Genomic DNA, 19,668 nt, shown 5'->3' with positions numbered 1-19,668 from the left:
AGGGCGACCGGGCAGCAGGGGTGTGCGCCCATCGGACCACGACGGCAGCCCCGGCAGGGAGGACCCCGCAGAACCCCCCAGGGCTCGCGCGACCCGTCCTACCGTGGGGCCACGAGCGCCGAGGACGAGGTCCCGGGCGGGCGTGTGAGCAGGATCACGAGGCTGAGGACGAGGACCCAGACGGGGAACGCGAGCACGACCCACCGGGACGACCCGCCCGTGACCATCAGGAGCAGTCCGACCGCGAGGCCCAGCAGGGCGACCCAGCGCGGCACCGCACGCGTGCGCAGGGCGACCGAGCTGACCGAGAGCGTGAAGACCGCCGCCATCCGCATGGCGTACACCGAGATCAGCGCCTCGGTGGCACCCCGACCGAACGTCCACACGCTGCCGTCCGGTGGTTCGTCGCCGAGCATGGCCAGCATGCTGGTCTGGGTCACGGCCCCCTGGAAGAGCATCGCGAGGAAGAGCAGGCCGCTGCCCAGGAACACGGTGGAGAAGAGCCGGTCCTCGACGTCGCCGAGCTGGTCGCGCACGACGCCGATGAACCACAGGAACGCGATCCCGGCGAACGGCACGATCTGCAGGCTCAGCCCGATCAGCCGACGCCGTCCGGCGTCCTCGACGAGCACCTGCGGGTCGGCGTCCGCCGTCGCGACCCGCATCGCGACGATCGCGACCACGAGGAGCACGGCGAACAGCACGCCGGCGACCGCGGCCGACCGCCTGCTGCGCCACCGCGCGCCGATCAGCACCGGACGCCTCTCGTCCTTCCTCGACCCCTCGGGGTTGCCTGAGCCGGCGGTCACGGCGTCTCCATCTCCGAGCGCACCTGCGCCGCGAGCGCGTCGAGGGAGGCCCGGCCTCGCTCGTCGAGCCCGGGCGCCTGCCGCCACTCCTGGATGTCGGCCAGCAGCTGGCCGAACACCGACTGGCGGGCCCCTGCCGCGTCCGCCGTCGAGCGCAACGACAGGTGCGCGAGCACGGCCTCGGTCGCGTCGTGGAACAGGAACGTCTGGCCGGCGCCCGTCAGCCCCGCCCGTTCGAGCCGCGCACGCACCTCGTCGACGCTCGAGGCCAGCCACATCCGGCAGCCCCCGCGCGCCACGCGGTCGCGCAGCTCGGCGAGCACGTCGAGCGCGGGCACGTCGAGGTCGGGGGTCAGGCCGAGGTCCACGAGGACGACCTCCGGGGGGTCCAGGTCGTCGTGCAGCGCGGCCAGGACCTCGTCGCGGATGTCGGCGGCGTTCGCGAAGAACAGCTGCTCCTGCGGCCGGACCAGGAGCATCCCGGGGGGCGCCGGGGGCTCGTCGGGCCGCCGCGTCGCGTCGGGCCGCTCCCCCACGACGTCGACCCGCGCCTGGCTCGCCCGCCAGACGACCACGGCCAGCGAGGCGACCACGGCGATCGTCAGCCCGACGAGGATGTCGAGCAGCAGCACTCCGAGCAGCGCCACCAGGGCCAGCACGAAGTCGGCGCGGCGCAGCCGCCACAGCCGGCGCAGCGGACCGGGGCGTTCCATCCCGGAGACCGCGACGACCACGATCGCCCCGAGCGCGGCCTCCGGCAGGTCACGGAACAGCGGCGTCAGGAAGAGGGCGACGAGCGCGGTGGCCGCTGCGGCCACGACGAGGGACCAGGACGTGCGCGCCCCCGCCTCGTCGTTGGCGGCCGACTTCGACAGGCTCGCGCCGATCGAGAAGCCCTGGAACAGCCCGGCACCGACGTTCGCGGCCCCGATGGCGACCAGCTCGCGGTCGGTGTCGATCTGGTAGCCGTGCTCCTTGGCGAGCGCCTGTCCGGGCCCGACGGCCTCGGCGAAGACGAGCAGCGCGATGCCGAGCGCCCCGGTCGCCAGCTGCGGGAGGGCGTCCCACCCGACCCCCGGGAGCTGCGGTGCGGCCAGGCCGGCGGGCAGCGGTCCGACCACCGCGACGCCGTGCGCGGGCAGGTCGCGCAGGGCCGAGAAGATCAGGGCACCGACCAGCACCGCGAGCGCGGCGGGGACCCTCGGCACGAGCCGCTCGAGCGCCATCATCGCCGCGATGCACAGCAACCCGAGGACGAGCGTGGGCAGGTGGACGTCCGGCAGCGCCTGCAGCGAGGCCCACACCAGCGGGAAGAACTTGTCCTGCTGCACCTCGATGCCGAGCAGGTGGGGCAGCTGGCGGGCGCTGATGATGAGGGCGAGGCCGAACACGAAGCCGAGCAGCACCGACGGGGAGAAGAACCGGGCCATCCGCCCGAGGCGCGCGAACCCGGCGGCCATCGAGACCAGACCGGCCAGCACCGCGAGCGCCGCGGTGAGCGCGACGTACTGCGCGGTGCCCTGCGGCGCGAGCTCGCCGATGAGCGCGGCCGAGGTGATGGCGACCGCCGAGGACACGGCGACGACGAGCTGGCGCGAGGTGCCGAGCACGGCGTAGAGGAGGAGCGCGGCGGGTGCGGCGTAGAACGCGGCCTGCGGCGGGACGCCGGCCAGCTGGGCGTAGGCCATGCCCTCCGGGATGAGCAGGGCGGTCACGGTCAGCCCGGCGAGCACGTCGGAACGCAGCCATCGCACCTCGTACGCCGACCCCGTCGTCAGCACGGCGACGCTCCGTCCTCCGGTCACCCGGGCGCCTACTGCCCCGCTCGCACGAGCACCGGTGAGGCGGCACGCCGCGGTGCGAGCGGCCCACCTCGGACTGTACGGGCGCCCCCGGGCGGAGCGCCTGTCGACGGTCCGACCGCGCGGCGCAACCATCGACACGCCGACGCGCCGCGCGCCGGAATCACTGCTGACGCACTGTCCGGTGAGCGCTAACATGATCGTGGTCGAATCGATTCGGCCCCTGTTCCGCGGACCGACGGCACCACCGCCCCGAGGGCAGTCCTGCACCACCCCCCTCCGTCCCACCTGCCTTGCCCGCACCTGCCCCGCACCCGCCCTGCACCTGCCCTGCCCTGCACCTGAGCCACACCACCCAGGCGCCCCAGCACCGTCGCTCCCGGAGCCCCCCTCGTGACCACCAACCTCACCACCGGTCGCCCTGCCCGCCTCATCCTCGTCTTCGCCGTGCCGCTGCTGATCGGCAACGTCGTCCAACAGCTCTACGGGTTCGCCGACGCGTTCGTCGTCGGCCGGACCATCGGCGTCGACGCGCTCGCCGCCGTCGGCGCGACCGGCGGGCTCTCGTTCCTCATGCTCGGCTTCGCCTGGGGGCTCACGTCCGGCCTGGCCATCCCCACCGCGCACGCCTTCGGCGCCGGCGACGCCCCTGCCGTGCGGCGCAGCGTCGCGGCCGGCGCCGTGCTCACCGCCGCCTTCGCCGTGGTGCTCACCGCCGTGGCCGTCCCGGCCGCACGTCCGCTGCTCGAGCTCATGCACACGCCGCCGGAGATCCTCGACGACGCCACGGTGTTCATCGTCGTGACGTTCTGGGGCACCGCCGCGACCATCTCGTTCAACTTCCTGTCCAGCACGATCCGGGCGCTCGGCGACAGCCGCACCCCGCTGGTGTTCCTCGTGGTCTCCTGCGGGCTCAACGTCGTGCTGGTCTTCGCCCTGATCCGCGGCCTGCACATGGGTGTGGGCGGCGCCGCGCTGGCCACCGTCCTGTCCCAGGTCGTCTCCGTCGTCGCGTGCCTGTGGCTCGTGCGCACCCGGATGCCGATCCTGCGCCTGACCCGCGAGGACTGGCGGATCACCCGCGCCGACCTCGTCGACCAGCTGCGGCTCGGGCTGCCCATGGGGTTCCAGACCTCGATCATCGCGATCGGCACCCTCGTCCTGCAGTACGCGATCAACGGGCTCGGCGCGCAGGCCGTGGCGGCGTTCACGGCCGCCCAGCGGGTCGACGCGCTCGCGATCGCCCCCATGTCCTCCTTCGGGCTCGCGCTGGCCACGTTCGCCGCGCAGAACCACGGCGCGGCGCTGCACGCCCGGATCCGCCTCGGCGTGCGCCAGACGTGCCTCATCACCGCCGGCTTCAGCCTGGCGATCGCCGCCGTGACGATCTCCTGCGGCCCCTGGCTGGTCCGGATGTTCGTGGGCCAGGGCCAGGAGCACGTCGTCGACCTGGCCCAGGTCTACCTGGTCAGCAACGGCATCCTCTACGTCGTGCTCGGGCTGCTGTTCGCGATCCGGGGTGCGCTGCAAGGTCTGGGCCGCACGGTCGTCCCGACGGTCGCCGGCATCATGGAGCTCGTCACCCGGGTCGCCGCCGCGCTGCTGCTGACCGGGCCCCTGGGGTTCCTCGGTGTGAGCCTCGCGGGGCCGCTCGCCTGGGTCGCCGCGATGATCCCGCTGACGTGGGCCTACCTGCACGAGCGCCGGTGGATGCTCGAGGAGGAGCGGTTGCGCCCCCTGCTCGACGTCCCGGCACCGCACGGCCCCCGCGAGCCGACCCCCGTCGCCGCACGCGCGATCGAGGACGGAGACGAGGCCGTCGACGAGGACGGAGCGCCGCTGCGGTGCCCCGACGCGAGCGAGCACGGAGCACCGCAGAGCCGCCGCTGAACGACCCGCGGGCACCGCTCGACGAGGGCCGACGAACCGCGCGAACACCCCTGCGACCTGCGCGGGGAGATGCCCGATCCGGGACGCTTTACTCCCGGACCGGCAGGCCTCACACTTGCGCTGCGCGTCGGGCTCGACGGCACCTCTCCCCTCGTGGCGCACCGCCGTGAAAGGACCCCTGCCGTGCAGCGCATCGTCTCCTCGCACCTGTCGATGGACGTCCACGCCCCCCTCGAGATGCTGCTGCAGATCGCCGTCGCCGACGGTGCGCACGACCGCTCCGAGCTGCTCACCGTGCGGCACGAGGACGGCCCGCTGGAGCTCGTGGAGATCAAGGGACGCACCGGTTCGCGCCTGCACCGGGTGATGGCTCCGGTGGGCCGGCTCGTGGTCGACTACCAGGCGACGGTCGTCGGTCAGGCCGACCTGCCGCCGGTCGAGGACGAGGACCTCGTGGAGTACCGGCGCCCGAGCCGCTACGTCGACTCCGACCGTCTGCTCGCGTTCGCCCGCGACGAGTTCGCCGGCCTGCGTGGTCAGCCGCTGCTGGACGCGGTCGTCGGCTGGGTCCGCCGCCACGTGACCTACCTGTCGGGGGCCAGCCTGCCCACCGACGGCGCGTCCGACACCCTGCTCAAGCGCCGGGGCGTGTGCCGCGACTTCGCGCACCTGGTCGTCGCGCTGCTGCGGGCCAACGACACCCCGGCCCGCCTGGCCTCCGTGTACGCGCCCGGGCTCAAGCCGATGGACTTCCACGCCGTCGCCGAGGCGTGGGTCGACGGCGCGTGGCACGTGGTCGACGCGACCGGGTTGGCCCCGCGCGGGTCGATGCTGCGGATCGGCACGGGCCGCGACGCGACCGACACGGCGTTCCTGTCCTACTACGGCGGTCAGGTGACGCTGCGGTCGATGACCGTGACCGCCGCCGTGCACGGCGGCACGATCGCCGACGACGGGACCGAGCCGGTCGTCCTGCGCTGAGGGTGCTGAGGGGAGCCGGGAGGTCGGGCCCCTTCGCACCGAGGGGTCAGGCGCTCTCGCGCAGCGTGCGGCGACGCCCCTCGACCGCGACGAGCTCGGCGAACGCCGCCTGGTACCCCGCCGGGTCAGCGGTCGCGTCCATCCGCTGCAGCCGCCCGCGCAGCTCGGCGATGTGCCGGGTGTACCCGATCTCGACCAGGCGCAGGACGACCCCGCGCACGTAGTCGCCGACCTGGTCGGGGCGGTCCTCGGGCAACGGGGCGACCGCGAGCTCGGTGACCAGCGGTTGCACCGGTGCAGCGGCCTGCTCGATCACCTGCCCGACCCAACCGGTGGCCGACCCGCCGGCGCCCTGCACCGCCGCGCGGGCCGTGGCGAGCCCTCCGGCGGCACGCACGGCCTCGTGCACGGCCCGGTAGGCCGGGGCGGCGAACGCGTCGGCGGCGAGGTCGTCGAACTCCTCGGGGACAAGGGCGGGGTGCTGCAGCACGACCTCGAGCGCGGTCCGCTCGACCTGCGCGACGGGGTCACGGCGGTCGGGCACGGGCATGCGGGCGACCGGCGGCCCGGCGTGCTCGCCCTGGTCACGGGCGCCGCCCGCCTGGTCCGGCCGACCGCCGCGCGGGTCGCGACCGCGGTCGGCGTGCTGCCCGCCCCGGGGATCGCGGCCGGCCTGACGGCCCGCGCCCTGCACCGCCTGCCGGACGGCCGACTGGTCGTCCATGCCGAGCCACCCGGCGAGCAGACGCGTGTACTCGGGCCGCAGCGCCGCGTCACGGATCCCGGCGACGACCGGTGCGGCCGCGCGCAGCGCGGCGACCCTGCCCTCGGCGGTGCCGAGGTCGAACGCCGCGAGCGTCGAGCGGATGACGAACTCGTACAGCGGCTGACGGTGCGCGACCAGCGCGCGCACCGCGTCGGGCCCCTTGGCCTGGCGCAGCTCGCACGGGTCCATGCCCGAGGCCTCGACCGCGACGAACGTCTGCGCGGAGAACGCCTGGTCCTCGCCGAACGCCCGCAGCGCGGCCTTCTGACCTGCGGCGTCGCCGTCGAACGTGAAGATGATCTCCCCGCCGAGCGACGTCCCCGAGGCGAGCTGGACGCCGCCGGACGACCCGGAGTCGCCCACGAGCCGTCGCACGATGCGCGCGTGGTCCGAGCCGAAGGCCGTCCCGCAGGTGGCGACCGCACCCCCGACACCGGACAGGTGCATCGCCATGACGTCGGTGTACCCCTCGACGACGACGACGCGCTTGTCCTTGGCGATCTCGCGCTTGGCCAGGTCGATGCCGTAGAGCACCTGCGACTTGCGGTACAGCGGCGTCTCGGGGGTGTTGAGGTACTTGGGGCCCTGGTCCTCCTCGAACAGCTTGCGCGCCCCGAAGCCGACGGTGTCGCCCGTGACCTCACGGATCGGCCACACGAGACGGCCGCGGAACCGGTCGTAGATGCCTCGCCCACCCTGGCTGACCAGTCCCGACGCGGTCAGCTCGGCCTCGGTGAAGCCCCGCCCGCGCAGGTGGCGCAGCAGCCCGTCCCAGCCCTGCGGCGCGAAGCCGACCCCGAACTGGTCGGCGGCGGACCGGTCGAACCCCCGCTCGGCGAGGAACGCCCGCCCGGCAGCGGCTCCGGCCGAGGTGAGCTGCTCGCGGTAGAACTCCTCGGCGACGCGGTGCGCGTCGAGCAGGCGCCGACGCTTGCCGGGCTCCTCCCCGGGGCGCGGGGCACCACCCTCCTCGTACCGCAGCTGCAGGCCGACCCGTCCGGCCAGGTACTCGACCGCCTCCTGGAAGGCCAGGCCGTCGACCTTCTGCACGAACGCGATGACGTCGCCGCCCTCGCCGCAGCCGAAGCAGTGGTAGCGGCCGACCTGCGGGCGCACGTGGAACGAGGGGGATCGTTCGTCGTGGAAGGGGCACAGGCCCTTCATCGAGCCGACGCCGGCCGGTCGCAGCGAGACGTGCGCGCCGACGATCTCCTCGATGTGGGCACGCTCGCGGACCGCCTCGACGTCCTCCCGACGGATCCGACCTGCCACGGGCGAAGTCTAGGCGTCAGCGCCGGGGCGGCCGGACCAGCTGGGCGTGCGTCGCCGCGGCCGAGACGTCGGTCATCGAGGCCACCTGGTCGATCACGACGCGCAGCCGTGCCGCGTCGTCTGCGGCGGCCACCCAGTCGGCGGCGAACGGCGGCTCGAGGGCGGTCGGCGCGCGCTCACTGAGCACCTCGACCAGGTCGGCGAGCACCTCGCGCTGCCGGTGGTACAGCGGCTCGAGCTCGCGGGGTGCCATCACGTAGGCCACGGCCAGGCCCTTGAGCACGAGGATCTCGGCGAGGGTCTCGACCGGGACGATCAGGTCGGCGGCGTAGCGGGTCAGCGGACCGTGGCCGTAGCGCTCCCGGGTGGCCAGCTGGGCGGCCTTGGCGAACCGTCCGATCAGCTGGCTGGTGGCGTCCTTGAGCATCGCGAGCGCCCCGCGCGAGCCGTCGAAGCCGGGCCGCCACAGCTCGGCGGCCACGAGGCGGTCCATCGCCTCCAGCAGGCCCTCGGGCGGTACCGCGCCGCCGTACCAGGTCTGCACCGCCTCCACGACCCGGTCGCGCTCCTCGGACTGGCCCAGGACCGACAGGTCGAACCGCCCGCCGACGACGGCGTCCTCGACGTCGTGCACCGAGTACGAGATGTCGTCGGCCAGGTCCATGGCCTGCGCCTCGAGGCACTTGCGTCCGACGGGCGCGTCGGCGCGCAGCCAGGTGAAGACCGGCAGGTCGTCCTCGTACACGCCGAACTTGTGGGTGGGCCGCCCGCTGGCGGCGCTGAGCGGACCCTGACCGAAGCGCCACGGGTACTTCACCGAGGCGTCCAGGCTGGCCCGCGTGAGGTTGAGCCCGACCGATCGTCCGTCGCGGTCGACGACCTTCGGCTCGAGCCGGGTCAGCAGCCGCAGCGTCTGCGCGTTGCCCTCGAACCCGCCGATGTCCTTGGCGAGCTCGGCGAGCGCGCGTTCGCCGTTGTGCCCGAAGGGCGGGTGCCCGAGGTCGTGCGCGAGGCACGCGGTGTCCACGACGTCGGGGTCGCAGCCCAGCGCCTTGCCGATCTCCCGGCCCACCTGCGCGACCTCGAGGGAGTGCGTCAGGCGGGTCCGGACGAAGTCGTCGGACGAGGGACCGAGCACCTGGGTCTTGGCCCCGAGCCGGCGCAGCGCCGAGGAGTGCACGATGCGGGCGCGGTCACGCTCGAAGGCGCTGCGCTCGCTCGACTTGGGCGCCTCACGCAACCACCGTTCCCGGTCGCTGTCGACGTAGCCGTCGACGGCGAGGGTCTGCTCGAGGGCGGTCACGCGACCAGACTAACGAGCCGGACTAGCCGGCCACGGCCGACGGCAGGTGCGCGGTCCTCGTCCGGGCGAACCATGCGGCCGCGAACCCCACCAGCTCACGCACCTCGACCAGCCGCGCCGTGACTCCCCCGACCTGACCGGTGCGTTCACCACGGGTCGCGGCGAAGGCCTCGCCCAGCGCGAGGAAGTCGCTGTCGTCGACGACGGGCTCCTCGAAGCGCACCCAGGTCCGGCGTCCGTCGAGCAGCATCGGCGCACCGTTGGGCACCCGGGAGGCGGGCAGCCCGGAGCGGGCCTCGGCCAGGTGCAGGGCGGTGCACTTGTCGTACCCGACGCCCAGCAGCAGCACCTGACCGCCCAGCGCGTGCACACGGGCCAGCGGGGAGCCCTCGCCGACGGGGTCGTCCAGGTCGTGCCGGGCCAGCAGATCGGCGGCAGCGGGCCCGCGTGCCACGAACGAGCGGTGCGGGTGGCCGGAGCGCAGCGTGCCGGGCTGGGTGCGCAGCACCTCGGCGACCGCACCCATGGTGCGCGACGGCGTCCACGCCGGGTCGTAGGCCGGCAACGCGTCACGTACCTCGTCGCGCCGGTCGGCGGGGACCTGCGGGTCGTCCAGGTACTGCGGGTCGCACAGCTGCCACGACTGGCTGGGCATCACGAGGGTGCCCGCGGGGTCGAGCACGTCCTCGAGCGCGAGGACCACGCCCTGCGCGCCGCCGACGACCGTGCCGATCGCGCGCAGGCTCGCGTGCACCAGGAGCACCCCGCCGGGGCGGACGCCGAGGGCGTGCAGCTGCGTGGCGAGGTCCGCGGGCAGGTGGGGTCCCGACGCGGAGGGCCGGCCCGGGGCTGCGCCGTTCACGGCAACCGCCAGACCTGCACGCCGGGACCGTCACCGGGCAGCACCAGGCCATGCGCAGTGACGTCCAGCGGTGCGCCGCCGTAGAGGTTCTCCGGCTCGGCGCCCCGACCCAGCAGGTGACGCGGCAGGCGCGCCCCCGACCAGGGGGAACGCGCGGCGAGCACGAGCACCCGCTCGTCGGCGGTCTCGCGCAGGAAGGCCACGGCGTCGTCCTCGACGAGCGCCCAGCGCAGCCCGCCCTGCCGCAGCGCACGCGAGGAGCGGCGTAGCGCGATGAGCCGGCGGAACACCTCGAACGTCGCGGCGTCCCATCCGGGACCGCCTCCGGCGTCGATCTGCGACCAGGGCATGGGCACGCGCGCGTGCTCCCCGTTGCGACCTGTCAGGCCGCCCTCGTCGCCGGCGAACATCGCGGGCGTGCCGGGGTAGGTGAACAGCAGACCGGCCGCGACCTCGACGGCCGCGCGCGACCCGACGACCGTGCGCACCCGGGGGGTGTCGTGCGAGCCGAGCATGTTCCACTGGTGGGTCGTGACGTTCCACGGCACGGCGGAGTCGAAGTCCCGCATGGTGTCCACCATGGATCGGGCGTCCCGCCGCGGGATCCGGGCGGGCAGCCCGAGGAAGTCGAGCGTCGTCGCCGGGTCCACGAGCCAGGTCCACACCGGGCGGGTGAACGCCGAGTAGTTCATGTTGGCGTGCCAGCCCCCGGCCTGCAGGTCCGTGCCGGCGTCGTGGAAGTGCTCCGAGACGAGCACCGAGTTCGGGTTGATCGCCCGCATGGTGGCGCGGATGGTGCGGGCGACCTGGTGCGTGACGTCGTCGGCGGCGTAGCGACCGGTCATGTTCGCCACGTCGATGCGCCAGCCGTCGAGCGCGTACGGCTCGCGCAGACCGCGGGCGATGACCGAGTCGAGGCCCTCGATCATCCGGCGGGCCAGCGAGGCCGCGCGGTAGTCGAGCTTGGGCAACGAGGCGTGGCCGAGCCAGGCGACGTACCCCGGCTCCGCGTCCTGCCAGTAGTAGAACTCGGCCTCCTGCGAGGTCCGGTCCGCGAGCGCACGCGCGAACCACTCGTGCCCGGCACCCGTGTGGTTGGTGGTCAGGTCGCCGATGATCCGCATGCCGCGGGCGTGCACCGCGCGGCTGAGCGAGGCGAACGCCGCGTCGCCGCCGAGCAGCGGGTCGACATGGTCGAACGTGCTCGCGTCGTAGCGGTGGTTGGAGCGCGAGGGGAACACCGGGGTCAGGTAGAGCGTGTCCACCCCGAGCCGCTGCAGGTGCGCCAGCCGCGACTCGATGCCGGGCAGGTCGCCGCCGTAGAGCTGCCTCGGCGTACCGGGCCCCTCCCCGATCGGCTCGTCCGACCACGACGCCGGCAGCGCCCAGTCGGGCAGCGGACCGGCCGGTGGCCCCTCGTGACCGCTGGAACGGGCGAACCGGTCCGGGAACACCTGGTAGACCACGGCGTCGTCGAGCCAGGCGGGTGCCGGGTCGTGCACGGTGAGCCGGAAGTCGGCGGCGTCGGGCACGTCGCGTGCGTGCATGCCGCGCCCGTTGAGCCAGCGGTACCCGCCCGGTTCCACGAGCAGCGCCCGGTACCCGGTGACCGGGTTGTGCACGGGCACCTCGGCCACGTACCAGCGCTCGTGCTCGTCGGACCGGTCCAGGCGTGCCGGCTCCATGCGGGGTTCGCCGTCACGCACGGTGCGGACCCACAGGGCGCTCTCGGTGCCGCTCGCCGGGACGCGGAACCGCACCGGCACGACGTCGCCGAGCCGGGGCACGCCCGCGGGGACGTACTGCTCGGACCCGTCGTGGTGCGGCTGGTCGAGCAGGTGGTGCGCCACGCCTCAGCCCTTCACGGAGCCGGCGGTCAGCCCACCGACGATGTACTTCTGCAGGAACAGGAACAGGACCAGCACCGGGATCGCGGAGATCACCGCACCGGCGGCGAACAGGCCCCAGTTGGCGTCGAGCCGGTCGGCGACCCAGCCGTACAGGCCGACGGCGAGCGTCCAGTTGCTCTCGGACTGCAGCACCGAGCGGGCGATGATGAACTCGCCGAACGTGCTGATGAACGACAGCAGGGCGACGACGGCGAGGATCGGCGAGACGAGCCGCAGGATGATCGTCCAGTAGATCTGCCCGTGCGTGGCGCCGTCGATCTTGGCGGCCTCGTCGAGCTCGCGCGGCACTGTGTTGAAGAACCCGTACATGAGGAACGTGTTCACGCCGAGGGCGCCGCCCAGGTAGACGCAGATCAGGGCCAGCTTGCTGTTGAGCCCGAGCACGGGCACGACGTTCCCCAGCCCGATGAGCAGCAGGAAGATCGCGACGAACGCGAGCATCTGCGGGAACATCTGGATGACCAGCAGCGACGTCAGCCCGGTGCGTCGGCCGCTGAACCGGAACCGCGAGAACGCGTAGGCGGCCGCGGCCCCCATGAGCACGGTCCCGATCCCCGTGACCACGGCGATGACGAGCGTGTTGACGGTCCACGTCCAGAACGCCGTCGTGCTCAGGTGCTCGTAGTTGGCGGTGCTCACCTGGGCGAACAGCTCGTTCGAGCCGGTGAGCGTGCCCTTGTCGGACAGCGACGCGGACACGATGTAGACCAGCGGGAACGCGGCGTACGCGACGCCGATGATGCCCACGAGGTGGCGCCAGCCGAGCTCGCGGAACCACTTGCCGGGCTTCATCCGCTGCTGCGGGGCCTGCATCCGCACCGGGCGGGCGCTGGCGGAGACGGTGTCGGCGGCCATGTCAGCTGATCTCCTCGAGCGAGCGGGTCCGGCGGAAGGCCAGGGCCGAGATGGTGGCGACGATGACGAAGATGACGATCGACAGGGCGCTGGCCAGCCCGTAGTTCTTCGGCGCTGTCCCGTCGATGCCGGAGACGGAGTAGACCATCGAGATCAGGATGTCGGTGTGCCCCAGCGGCACCGACGCGTCGGCGAACCGCGGACCGCCCTTGGTGAGCATGTAGATGAGCGTGAAGTTGTTGAAGTTGAACGCGAACGAGGAGATCAGCAGCGGCGCGGTCGAGACCAGGAGCAGCGGCAGGATCACCGAGCGCCACGTGCGCAGCTTCCCGGCGCCGTCGATCTTGGCGGCCTCGAGCACGTCCGTGGGCAGGGACTGCAGCGCGCCCGTGCAGATGAGGAACATGTAGGGGAAGCCGAGCCAGAGGTTGACCCCGATGACCGACACCTTCGCCAGCCACGGGTCGGTGAGCCACGGGATCGCCGCACCGTTGAAGAACACCTGGTTGATGAACCCGTAGCTGCGGTTGAGCAGGCCGGCCCACACGAGAGCCGCGAGGAACCCGGGGATCGCGTACGGCAGGATCAGCAAGGTCCGGTAGATCTTGCGACCGCGCAGGCGCGTGTCGTTGAAGACCATCGCCAGGAACAGCCCGAGCAGGAACGTGCTGGCCACGGAGATCACCGCGAACGCGAACGTCCAGATCAGGATCTTGACGAACGGCCCGGCGTACCGGCTGTCGCCGAACGCGGTGGTGAAGTTCTCGAACCCGACCACGACGCGCCACCCGACGGCGAGCGTGGAACCGTCCTCGGCCTCGAACTGGCCGTGGTCGTTGGGGGTGTAGACGGTGCCGGTCGTGGTGTCCGTCATCGTGTCGGCCTGCGCGTCGTACTCGAGCGTGGAGGTGTAGACGTAGCCGGTGCGCGCGTCCTGCGTGCGGATCGATCCGTCCTCGGGGTCGTCGGAGAACGGCACCCGCAGCGTCGTGACCGCGTCCTGCTGGGCCAGCACGGCGTTGCGGTCGAGCACGCTCGCGCCGGGTACCTCGGAGACCCGGCCGTCGGTCACGGTGGCGTCGTCCTGCGTGGTCAGCGGCGAGTCCGCGGTGCCGACCTGGACGTCGCCGTCGGTGGTGACGATCGCGAAGCCGAGCTCGCCGTCGACCTCGACGACGGTCAGCGGGTACGCCTGCGAGCCCTCGACGCGCCGTTCGTTCTGGATGAGCAGAGCCTCGATGGCCTGCTCCTTGGTCGAGTTGTGGCCGTCGCCGTAGTTGGTGAACGCCACGAAGCCGGTGTAGACGACCACGTACACCTGGTAGACGAGCAGGAAGGCCAGGCCCGGGAGGATGTACTTCATCGGCAGGGCGCGCTTGGAGAAGTACACCCAGTTGGCGGCCACCAGCAGCGCCACCATCGAGGCGAGGATGCCGTAGGAGCTCTGGCCCCAGGCGGCCATGACGCCCAGCACGCCGAGCGCGTCGACAAGGGCGATGATCGCGAGCTTGACGAAGAAGCCGCGCGAGTAGTTGCGGGCGTGCGAGCCGTCACCGCCGCGTCGGGCGCGACCTGCGGGGGGTTCGCCGTCGCCGGGTGCCCCGGTGCTGACCGGGCCGTCGAGCGTGGACTGCGGGGTGGACATCTGCGGCCTCCGTGCGGATGGAGAAGAGGGGCACGCCGTCCGGCGACGCGCAGGGTGTCCCCCGCGCGTCGCCGGACCGGCGGACGGTGCGTCGGCTCAGGAGCCGAGCGCGCCCTCGATGTCGGTCACCATCTTCTCCCAGGCGGCGACGGGCTCGGCCGCGCCGGAGATGATGTTGGCCTCGGTGACGCCCCAGAAGGCCCACACGGAACCCATCTCGGGGATCGAGGGCATCGGCACGGCAGCTGCGCCGACCTTGCGGAAGCCGTCGGTGATCGGGTCGGCGGCTGCCGAGTCCGCGGCCGCGATGAGCGCCGGCGGGCGGTTGCCGGCCTCGTAGAGCGCCAGCTGGGCGTCCTCGGTGGCCATGTAGTTGACGAGGAAGTCGTTGGCGAGCAGCGCGTTCTTGCTCTGCGCGCTCACGTAGAAGCCGGAGACGCCCACGAACGGCTGGGCGGGCTGCGAGCCGGCGGCCGGGATCGGGTCGATGGCCAGGTCGAGGCCCTCGAACGAGTCGATCATCCAGGGGCCGCCGATGATGAACGGCGACTCACCCTTGGCGAACGCGTCGACCGCGATGTCGTAGGTGATGTCGGTGCTGAGCACGCCGGCCGCGCCCTGGGCCTGCAGCCACGTGGCGAACGCGTTGCCGTTCTCGCCGCCGAGCGCGAGCTCGGGGTTGTAGGTGCCGTCGTCGTTCTGGGTGAACACGGGGGCGCCGAACGAGGTCTGCAGCGGGTAGTAGGTGTAGGGGTCACCCTCGACACCGGTCTGGATGAGGATCGGGTACTTCGAGCCGGCGGCCTGACCGGCGGCGACGGCCTCGTCCCAGGTGGCGGGCGCGGTCGCGGCGAGCGCGGTGTTGCGGATGAGGGCGATGTTCTCCACGGCGTAGGGCAGGCCGTAGACCTGGCCGTCCTGGGTGAACGCCTCGATGGAGACGGGCTCGAACTCCGAGGCCTTGTCGCCGAGCTCGATCGGGGCGACGACGCCGTTCGTGGTCAGCTCGCCGAGCCAGTCGTGCGCGCCGACGGTGATGTCGGGGCCCTCGCCCGTGGGCACCTGGGCGAGGAAGTCGGCGCGGATGTCGCCGAAGTTCTTCAGGACGAGCTCGACGGTCGCGCCGGTCTCCTTCTCGAACGTCGCAGCGGCGGCGGCGACGGCGTCCTGACGGGTCTCGTCGACCCAGATGGTGAGGCTGCCGCCGTCGGCGGCCGCGGCCGTGGTGGTGGAGTCGGCCGCGGGCTCGTCGCCCGAGCCCGAGCAGGCGGCGAGCGTCAGCGCGAGGCCGAGCGTCGCAGCGACAAGGGGGATGCTCCGTCGCATCGTGTTCTCCCAGAAGGTCGGTGTGGCATGCCGCGCATCGGCGGTCTTCCCACCGACGTTGGCCTGATGGCAGCGACGCTAACCTCGTTGCGGCACCGCTTGCAACTCGTTACGGTAACTTTCAGGCAACGGTTGCAACGGTCGTACGCTGCAGCTCCGCACGACGAACCGGATGAAGTTCCGACACCCCCCGCCGGACGCTCCGAACAACAAGGACGAGGAGGTCCGGTGTCCCCTACGCTGCCACCCGTGCGCACCCGACTGACCGATCTGGCCGAGCAGGCAGGCGTCAGCACGGCGACGGTGTCACGGGTCCTCAACGGCAAGCACGGCGTGTCGACCCAAGCCCGGCAGGCCGTCCTGGCCGCGCTCGACGTGCTCGGCTACGAACGACCCGAGAAGCTGCGCACCCGCTCGGCGGGACTGGTCGGGCTCGTCGTCCCCGAGCTGTCCAACCCCGTCTTCCCGGCGTTCGCCCAGGTCATCGAGACGATGCTCACCGAACGCGGGTACACGCCCCTGCTGTGCACGCAGTCGCCCGGCGGCACCACCGAGGACCAGTACGTCGAGATGCTCCTCGAGCACGCCGTCGACGGCATCGTCTTCGTCTCCGGGCTGCACGCCGACTCCTCGGCCAGCAAGGAGCGCTACCACCGGCTGCGCAGCCGCGGCCTGCCGATCGTCCTGGTCAACGGCTACGCCGAGGGCGTCGACGCCCCCGCCGTCTCGACCGACGACTCCGCCGCCCTCGAGCAGTCGTTCCGCCACCTGCTCTCCCTCGGCCACCGCTCGATCGGCCTGGCCATCGGCCCCGACCGGTTCACCCCGGCCCGCCGCAAGCAGGAGGCCTTCGCACGGCTGCTGCGCAGCGAGCTGGGCATCGACGACCCGAGCGGGCACGTCGTCTCCACGCTCTTCACCGTCGAGGGCGGCCAGGCCGCAGCCCTGGAGCTCATCGACACCGGCCACACCGCGATCATCTGCGGCTCGGACCTCATGGCGCTCGGTGCGATCCGTGCGGCACGCTCGCGCGGCCTGTCCGTCCCGGGCGACCTGTCCGTCGTCGGCTTCGACGACTCCCCGCTCATCGCGTTCACCGACCCGCCGCTGACGACCGTGCGCCAGCCCGTCCTCGCGATGGGTCACGCCGCCGTCTCGGCCCTCGTCGCCGAGATCAGCGGAACCCCCGCCTCCCGGACCGAGCTCGTGTTCCACCCCGAGCTCATCGTCCGTGGATCGACCGGGGCGGCACCGACCGCCTCCGCACCGAGCCCGGGGACCACGTCCCCGACCACGCGCGCCGTCTCCTGAGACGTGACCGGGTCGGGCGCCGCGCACGCGACGACCACCCGGACCCCGCCCGCGACGACGCCCGACCCGTAGCCCCGCTGCACCCTGAATCGAGGCCCGCCCCTGTGACGACCCTGAACCCCCTGACCAGCGACGACACCGCCCTCGCCCACGCCCCTGGCGCCCCGGGCACGCAGTGGTGGCGTCAGGCGGTCATCTACCAGGTGTACCCGCGCTCCTTCGCCGACGCGTCCGGCGACGGCATCGGCGACCTGCCCGGCATCACCGCACGGCTGGACCACCTGGCCGACCTGGGCGTCGACGCCGTCTGGCTCTCGCCGTTCTACCGCTCCCCGCAGGCCGACGCCGGCTACGACGTGGCCGACTACCGCGACGTCGACCCCCTGTTCGGCACGCTCGAGGACTTCGACGCGCTCCTGGCCCGCGCGCACGCGCTCGGTCTGCGCGTGGTCGTCGACCTCGTGCCGAACCACACCTCCGACGAGCACGTGTGGTTCCAGGCGGCACTCGCCGCCGGTCCCGGCTCGCCCGAGCGGGAGCGGTACCTCTTCCGCGACGGCCGCGGCACCGACGGCGCCGAACCGCCGAACAACTGGCAGTCGATCTTCGGCGGGCCGGCCTGGACGCGCACCACGGACGCCGACGGCACCCCCGGGCAGTGGTACCTGCACCTGTTCGACTCCCGGCAGCCCGACCTGAACTGGGAGCACGTCGAGGTGCGGGCCGAGTTCGAGGACGTCCTGCGGTTCTGGCTCGACCGGGGCGTCGACGGGTTCCGCATCGACGTCGCGCACGGCATGGTCAAGGAGCCCGGGCTTCCCGACTGGGACGGGCACGTCTCGATGATCGAGGGCAGCGACCAGGCGGCCACCGGCGGCGCGCAGGAGGCGGACGTCGACCGCGCCGACGAGGTGACCGGGTCGGGCAACGCCGGCCCGATGTTCGACCAGGACGGCGTGCACGAGATCTACCGGGCCTGGAACCGGGTGCTCGCCGGCTACGCAGGTGACCGGGCGCTCGTCGCGGAGGCGTGGGTCGAGCCCCTGTCCCGGCTCGCGCTGTACGTGCGACCCGACGAGATGCAGCAGGCGTTCAACTTCGCCTTCCTCGCCGCCGGCTGGCACGCCGCACCCCTGCGCGACGTCATCACCGCGTCCTACGCCGTCAACGACCCGGTCGGCGCCCCCACCACGTGGGTGCTGTCGAACCACGACGTGGTCCGGCACGCCTCCCGGTTCGGGCTTGCCGACCCCGGGTCGCGGCCCAACGGCATCGGGCACGGCGACGAGCAGCCCGACGAGGAGCTCGGCCTGCGGCGGGCCCGTGCCGCCGCGCTGCTCATGCTCGCGCTGCCCGGCTCGGCGTACGTCTACCAGGGCGAGGAGCTCGGCCTGCCCGAGCACACCGCGCTGGACGACGACCTGCGCCAGGACCCGGCGTTCTTCCGCACGCAGGGATCCGAGCGAGGCCGCGACGGCTGCCGCGTGCCGCTGCCGTGGGAGCAGGACGCACCTGCCTTCGGCTTCTCGCCCTCCGGCGTCACCTGGCTCCCCCAGCCCGCAGCGTGGTCGTCCTACGCCGCCGACGCCCAGCGTGGCGTCGCCGGCTCGACCTACGAGCTCTACCGCGCCGCTCTGGCCGAGCGCCGAGCCCGTGGCCTCGGCCTCGGCGGTCTGACCTGGGCCCGCGAGGTCGACGGCGAGGACGTGGTCGCGTTCCACAACGGCGATCTGCTCGTGGTCGCCAACCTCGGCGCGCAGGCCGTCGAGCTGCCCGGCGACCTGCGCGTCGTGCTCGCCTCGACGGACCTGCCGCTCGGCGTCGGGGACTCGCTGCTGCTGCCCGTCGACGCGACCGTGTGGGCGGTGCGGGACTGAGCGTGCCGCACCCTGCCGGACCGGGCCGGGACGGTCGAGGGCACCGGGTCCCACCCGGGGCCCTCGACCGTCGCGTGCCCGCACCCGCCCTGGTGCGGACGCTCCCGGGCCCGGCGCCCGTGCTCGTGGTCGGCCCGGCGTCCTGGAACACGCTCGTGCAGGTCGAGCACCTGCCCGACGCCCGTCCGCAGACGCTCTTCGCACGCGGGCACCACGACGGCCTCGGCGGCACCTCCGCCGGGAAGGCCGTCACGCTCGCCGCCCTGGGCACCGACGTCGTCCTGGCCACGCTGCTCGGGGACGACGAGCCCAGCGCGCACGTGCGCGCGGCGCTGACCCACCCGCGGCTGCGGCTGCTCGCCGCACCGGCGCAGGACGGCCGCACCGAACGGCACCTCAACCTCATGGCCGACGACGGCAGCCGGGTCTCCGTCTACCTCGAGCTGCCCCGGCCCGCCGACGGCCCCGCCGAGCCGTGCGCCACGGATCCGGCTCGCCCGGTGTCGGACGTCGTCCGTCCCGAGGTGCTCGCCGCGCTCGAGCGGGCATCGGTCGCGGTCGTGGACCTGGCCGACCACGCACGCCCGGTCCTCGCCGCCGCACGTGCCGCAGGCGTCCCGGTGTGGTGCGACGTGCACGACGACGACGGCTGGGCACCCTACCCGCGCCCGTTCGCCGACGCCGCCGACGTGCTGCTGGTCAGCGACGTGCACCTCGACGACCCTGCCGCCTACCTGCGTGCACGGGTCGACGGCGGCAGCGCGCTCGCGGTGTGCACCCGCGGAGCCTCGGGGGCGCTGGCGCTCGACGCGGACGGCTGGATCGAGGTGCCTGCCGCACCTGCGCCCGAGGTCGTCGACACGAACGGCGCCGGCGACGCCTTCCTGGCCGGGCTGCTGCACGCGCAGCTGTCCGGGGCCGGCACGCTCCGCTCGCTCGCCCTGGCGGCGGCCGTCGGTGCGCTGGCCGTGGGCACGCGCGAGCTCGGCGCCCCGCACGCCACGTCCGCCGAGGCCGACCGGATCGCCCGGACGCTCGCGGTCCGACGGGTCTGAGGGG

14 protein-coding genes are annotated in these 19,668 nt (G+C 73.2%); 5 read left to right on the top strand and 9 right to left on the bottom strand.

Features of this window, described 5'->3' with window-relative positions; all coding sequences use genetic code 11:
• Window positions 1-98: 98 nt before the first annotated feature.
• Both BKA22_RS14710 and BKA22_RS14705 read right to left on the bottom strand, forming a co-directional pair.
• The gene (locus BKA22_RS14710) at window positions 99-809 is read right to left on the bottom strand and encodes a hypothetical protein (protein WP_218866681.1); all 711 of its coding nucleotides are present in this window, start codon (window positions 807-809) and stop codon (window positions 99-101) included.
• The gene (locus tag BKA22_RS14705) at window positions 806-2,590 is read right to left on the bottom strand and encodes a SulP family inorganic anion transporter (protein WP_179561800.1); all 1,785 of its coding nucleotides are present in this window, start codon (window positions 2,588-2,590) and stop codon (window positions 806-808) included. Before BKA22_RS14705 ends, BKA22_RS14710 begins: the two co-directional genes overlap by 4 nt.
• A 414-nt stretch (window positions 2,591-3,004) precedes the next feature.
• Here BKA22_RS14705 and BKA22_RS14700 point away from each other — a divergent pair, with 414 nt between their 5' ends.
• Window positions 3,005-4,501, top strand: a complete 1,497-nt coding sequence (locus tag BKA22_RS14700) for an MATE family efflux transporter (protein ID WP_146952916.1) — start codon at window positions 3,005-3,007, stop codon at window positions 4,499-4,501.
• Window positions 4,502-4,684: 183 nt separating this feature from the next.
• On the top strand, window positions 4,685-5,482 hold the full coding sequence (locus tag BKA22_RS14695) for a transglutaminase-like domain-containing protein (RefSeq protein ID WP_146952917.1): 798 nt from the start codon (window positions 4,685-4,687) through the stop codon (window positions 5,480-5,482).
• A gap of 46 nt (window positions 5,483-5,528) precedes the next feature.
• Here BKA22_RS14695 and dnaG read toward each other — a convergent pair whose 3' ends face one another.
• The 7 genes from dnaG to BKA22_RS14660 all read right to left on the bottom strand — a co-directional run bounded on the left by dnaG (window position 5,529) and on the right by BKA22_RS14660 (window position 15,421).
• Entirely contained in the window at window positions 5,529-7,520 is a 1,992-nt protein-coding gene (gene dnaG / locus BKA22_RS14690) for a DNA primase (protein ID WP_146952918.1), read from the bottom strand.
• A gap of 16 nt (window positions 7,521-7,536) precedes the next feature.
• The gene (locus BKA22_RS14685; RefSeq protein WP_146952919.1) at window positions 7,537-8,823 is read right to left on the bottom strand and encodes a deoxyguanosinetriphosphate triphosphohydrolase; all 1,287 of its coding nucleotides are present in this window, start codon (window positions 8,821-8,823) and stop codon (window positions 7,537-7,539) included.
• 22 nt (window positions 8,824-8,845) lie between these two features.
• Window positions 8,846-9,685 (bottom strand): AAC(3) family N-acetyltransferase, encoded by an 840-nt coding sequence (locus BKA22_RS14680; RefSeq protein WP_223203569.1) that lies wholly within the window; start codon window positions 9,683-9,685, stop codon window positions 8,846-8,848.
• Window positions 9,682-11,535 carry a glycoside hydrolase family 13 protein gene (locus BKA22_RS14675; protein WP_223203570.1) on the bottom strand — a complete coding sequence of 618 codons (1,854 nt, stop codon included), beginning with the start codon at window positions 11,533-11,535 and terminating at the stop codon, window positions 9,682-9,684. Before BKA22_RS14675 ends, BKA22_RS14680 begins: the two co-directional genes overlap by 4 nt.
• A gap of 3 nt (window positions 11,536-11,538) precedes the next feature.
• Window positions 11,539-12,450 (bottom strand): sugar ABC transporter permease, encoded by a 912-nt coding sequence (locus tag BKA22_RS14670; protein WP_146952920.1) that lies wholly within the window; start codon window positions 12,448-12,450, stop codon window positions 11,539-11,541.
• 1 nt (window position 12,451) lies between these two features.
• Window positions 12,452-14,095, bottom strand: coding sequence for an ABC transporter permease subunit (locus tag BKA22_RS14665; RefSeq protein WP_146952921.1), 1,644 nt, complete (start codon window positions 14,093-14,095; stop codon window positions 12,452-12,454).
• A gap of 96 nt (window positions 14,096-14,191) precedes the next feature.
• Window positions 14,192-15,421 (bottom strand): sugar ABC transporter substrate-binding protein, encoded by a 1,230-nt coding sequence (locus BKA22_RS14660; RefSeq protein WP_146952922.1) that lies wholly within the window; start codon window positions 15,419-15,421, stop codon window positions 14,192-14,194.
• 249 nt (window positions 15,422-15,670) lie between these two features.
• On the opposite strand from BKA22_RS14660, the gene BKA22_RS14655 reads away from it, so the two are divergent.
• The 3 genes from BKA22_RS14655 to BKA22_RS14645 all read left to right on the top strand — a co-directional run bounded on the left by BKA22_RS14655 (window position 15,671) and on the right by BKA22_RS14645 (window position 19,664).
• Window positions 15,671-16,732 (top strand): LacI family DNA-binding transcriptional regulator, encoded by a 1,062-nt coding sequence (locus BKA22_RS14655; RefSeq protein WP_371863657.1) that lies wholly within the window; start codon window positions 15,671-15,673, stop codon window positions 16,730-16,732.
• 104 nt (window positions 16,733-16,836) lie between these two features.
• Window positions 16,837-18,609, top strand: a complete 1,773-nt coding sequence (locus tag BKA22_RS14650; protein WP_146952924.1) for a glycoside hydrolase family 13 protein — start codon at window positions 16,837-16,839, stop codon at window positions 18,607-18,609.
• Window positions 18,610-18,683: 74 nt separating this feature from the next.
• A complete protein-coding gene (locus BKA22_RS14645; RefSeq protein WP_223203571.1) occupies window positions 18,684-19,664 on the top strand; it encodes a carbohydrate kinase family protein in 981 nt (326 codons plus the stop codon).
• Window positions 19,665-19,668: the final 4 nt, after the last annotated feature.

Source organism: Cellulomonas soli (assembly GCF_013409305.1).
GTDB lineage: Bacteria > Actinomycetota > Actinomycetes > Actinomycetales > Cellulomonadaceae > Cellulomonas > Cellulomonas soli.
The sequence above is the reverse complement of the archived record's forward strand: the minus strand, read 5'-3'. Positions and strand labels throughout refer to the sequence as shown.

Coding starts and splice junctions, on each gene's coding strand:
- BKA22_RS14670 (WP_146952920.1), bottom strand. CDS start 12,450: ATGGCCGCCGACACCGTCTCCGCCAGCGCCCGCCCGGTGCGGATGCAG.
- BKA22_RS14665 (WP_146952921.1), bottom strand. CDS start 14,095: ATGTCCACCCCGCAGTCCACGCTCGACGGCCCGGTCAGCACCGGGGCA.
- BKA22_RS14660 (WP_146952922.1), bottom strand. CDS start 15,421: ATGCGACGGAGCATCCCCCTTGTCGCTGCGACGCTCGGCCTCGCGCTG.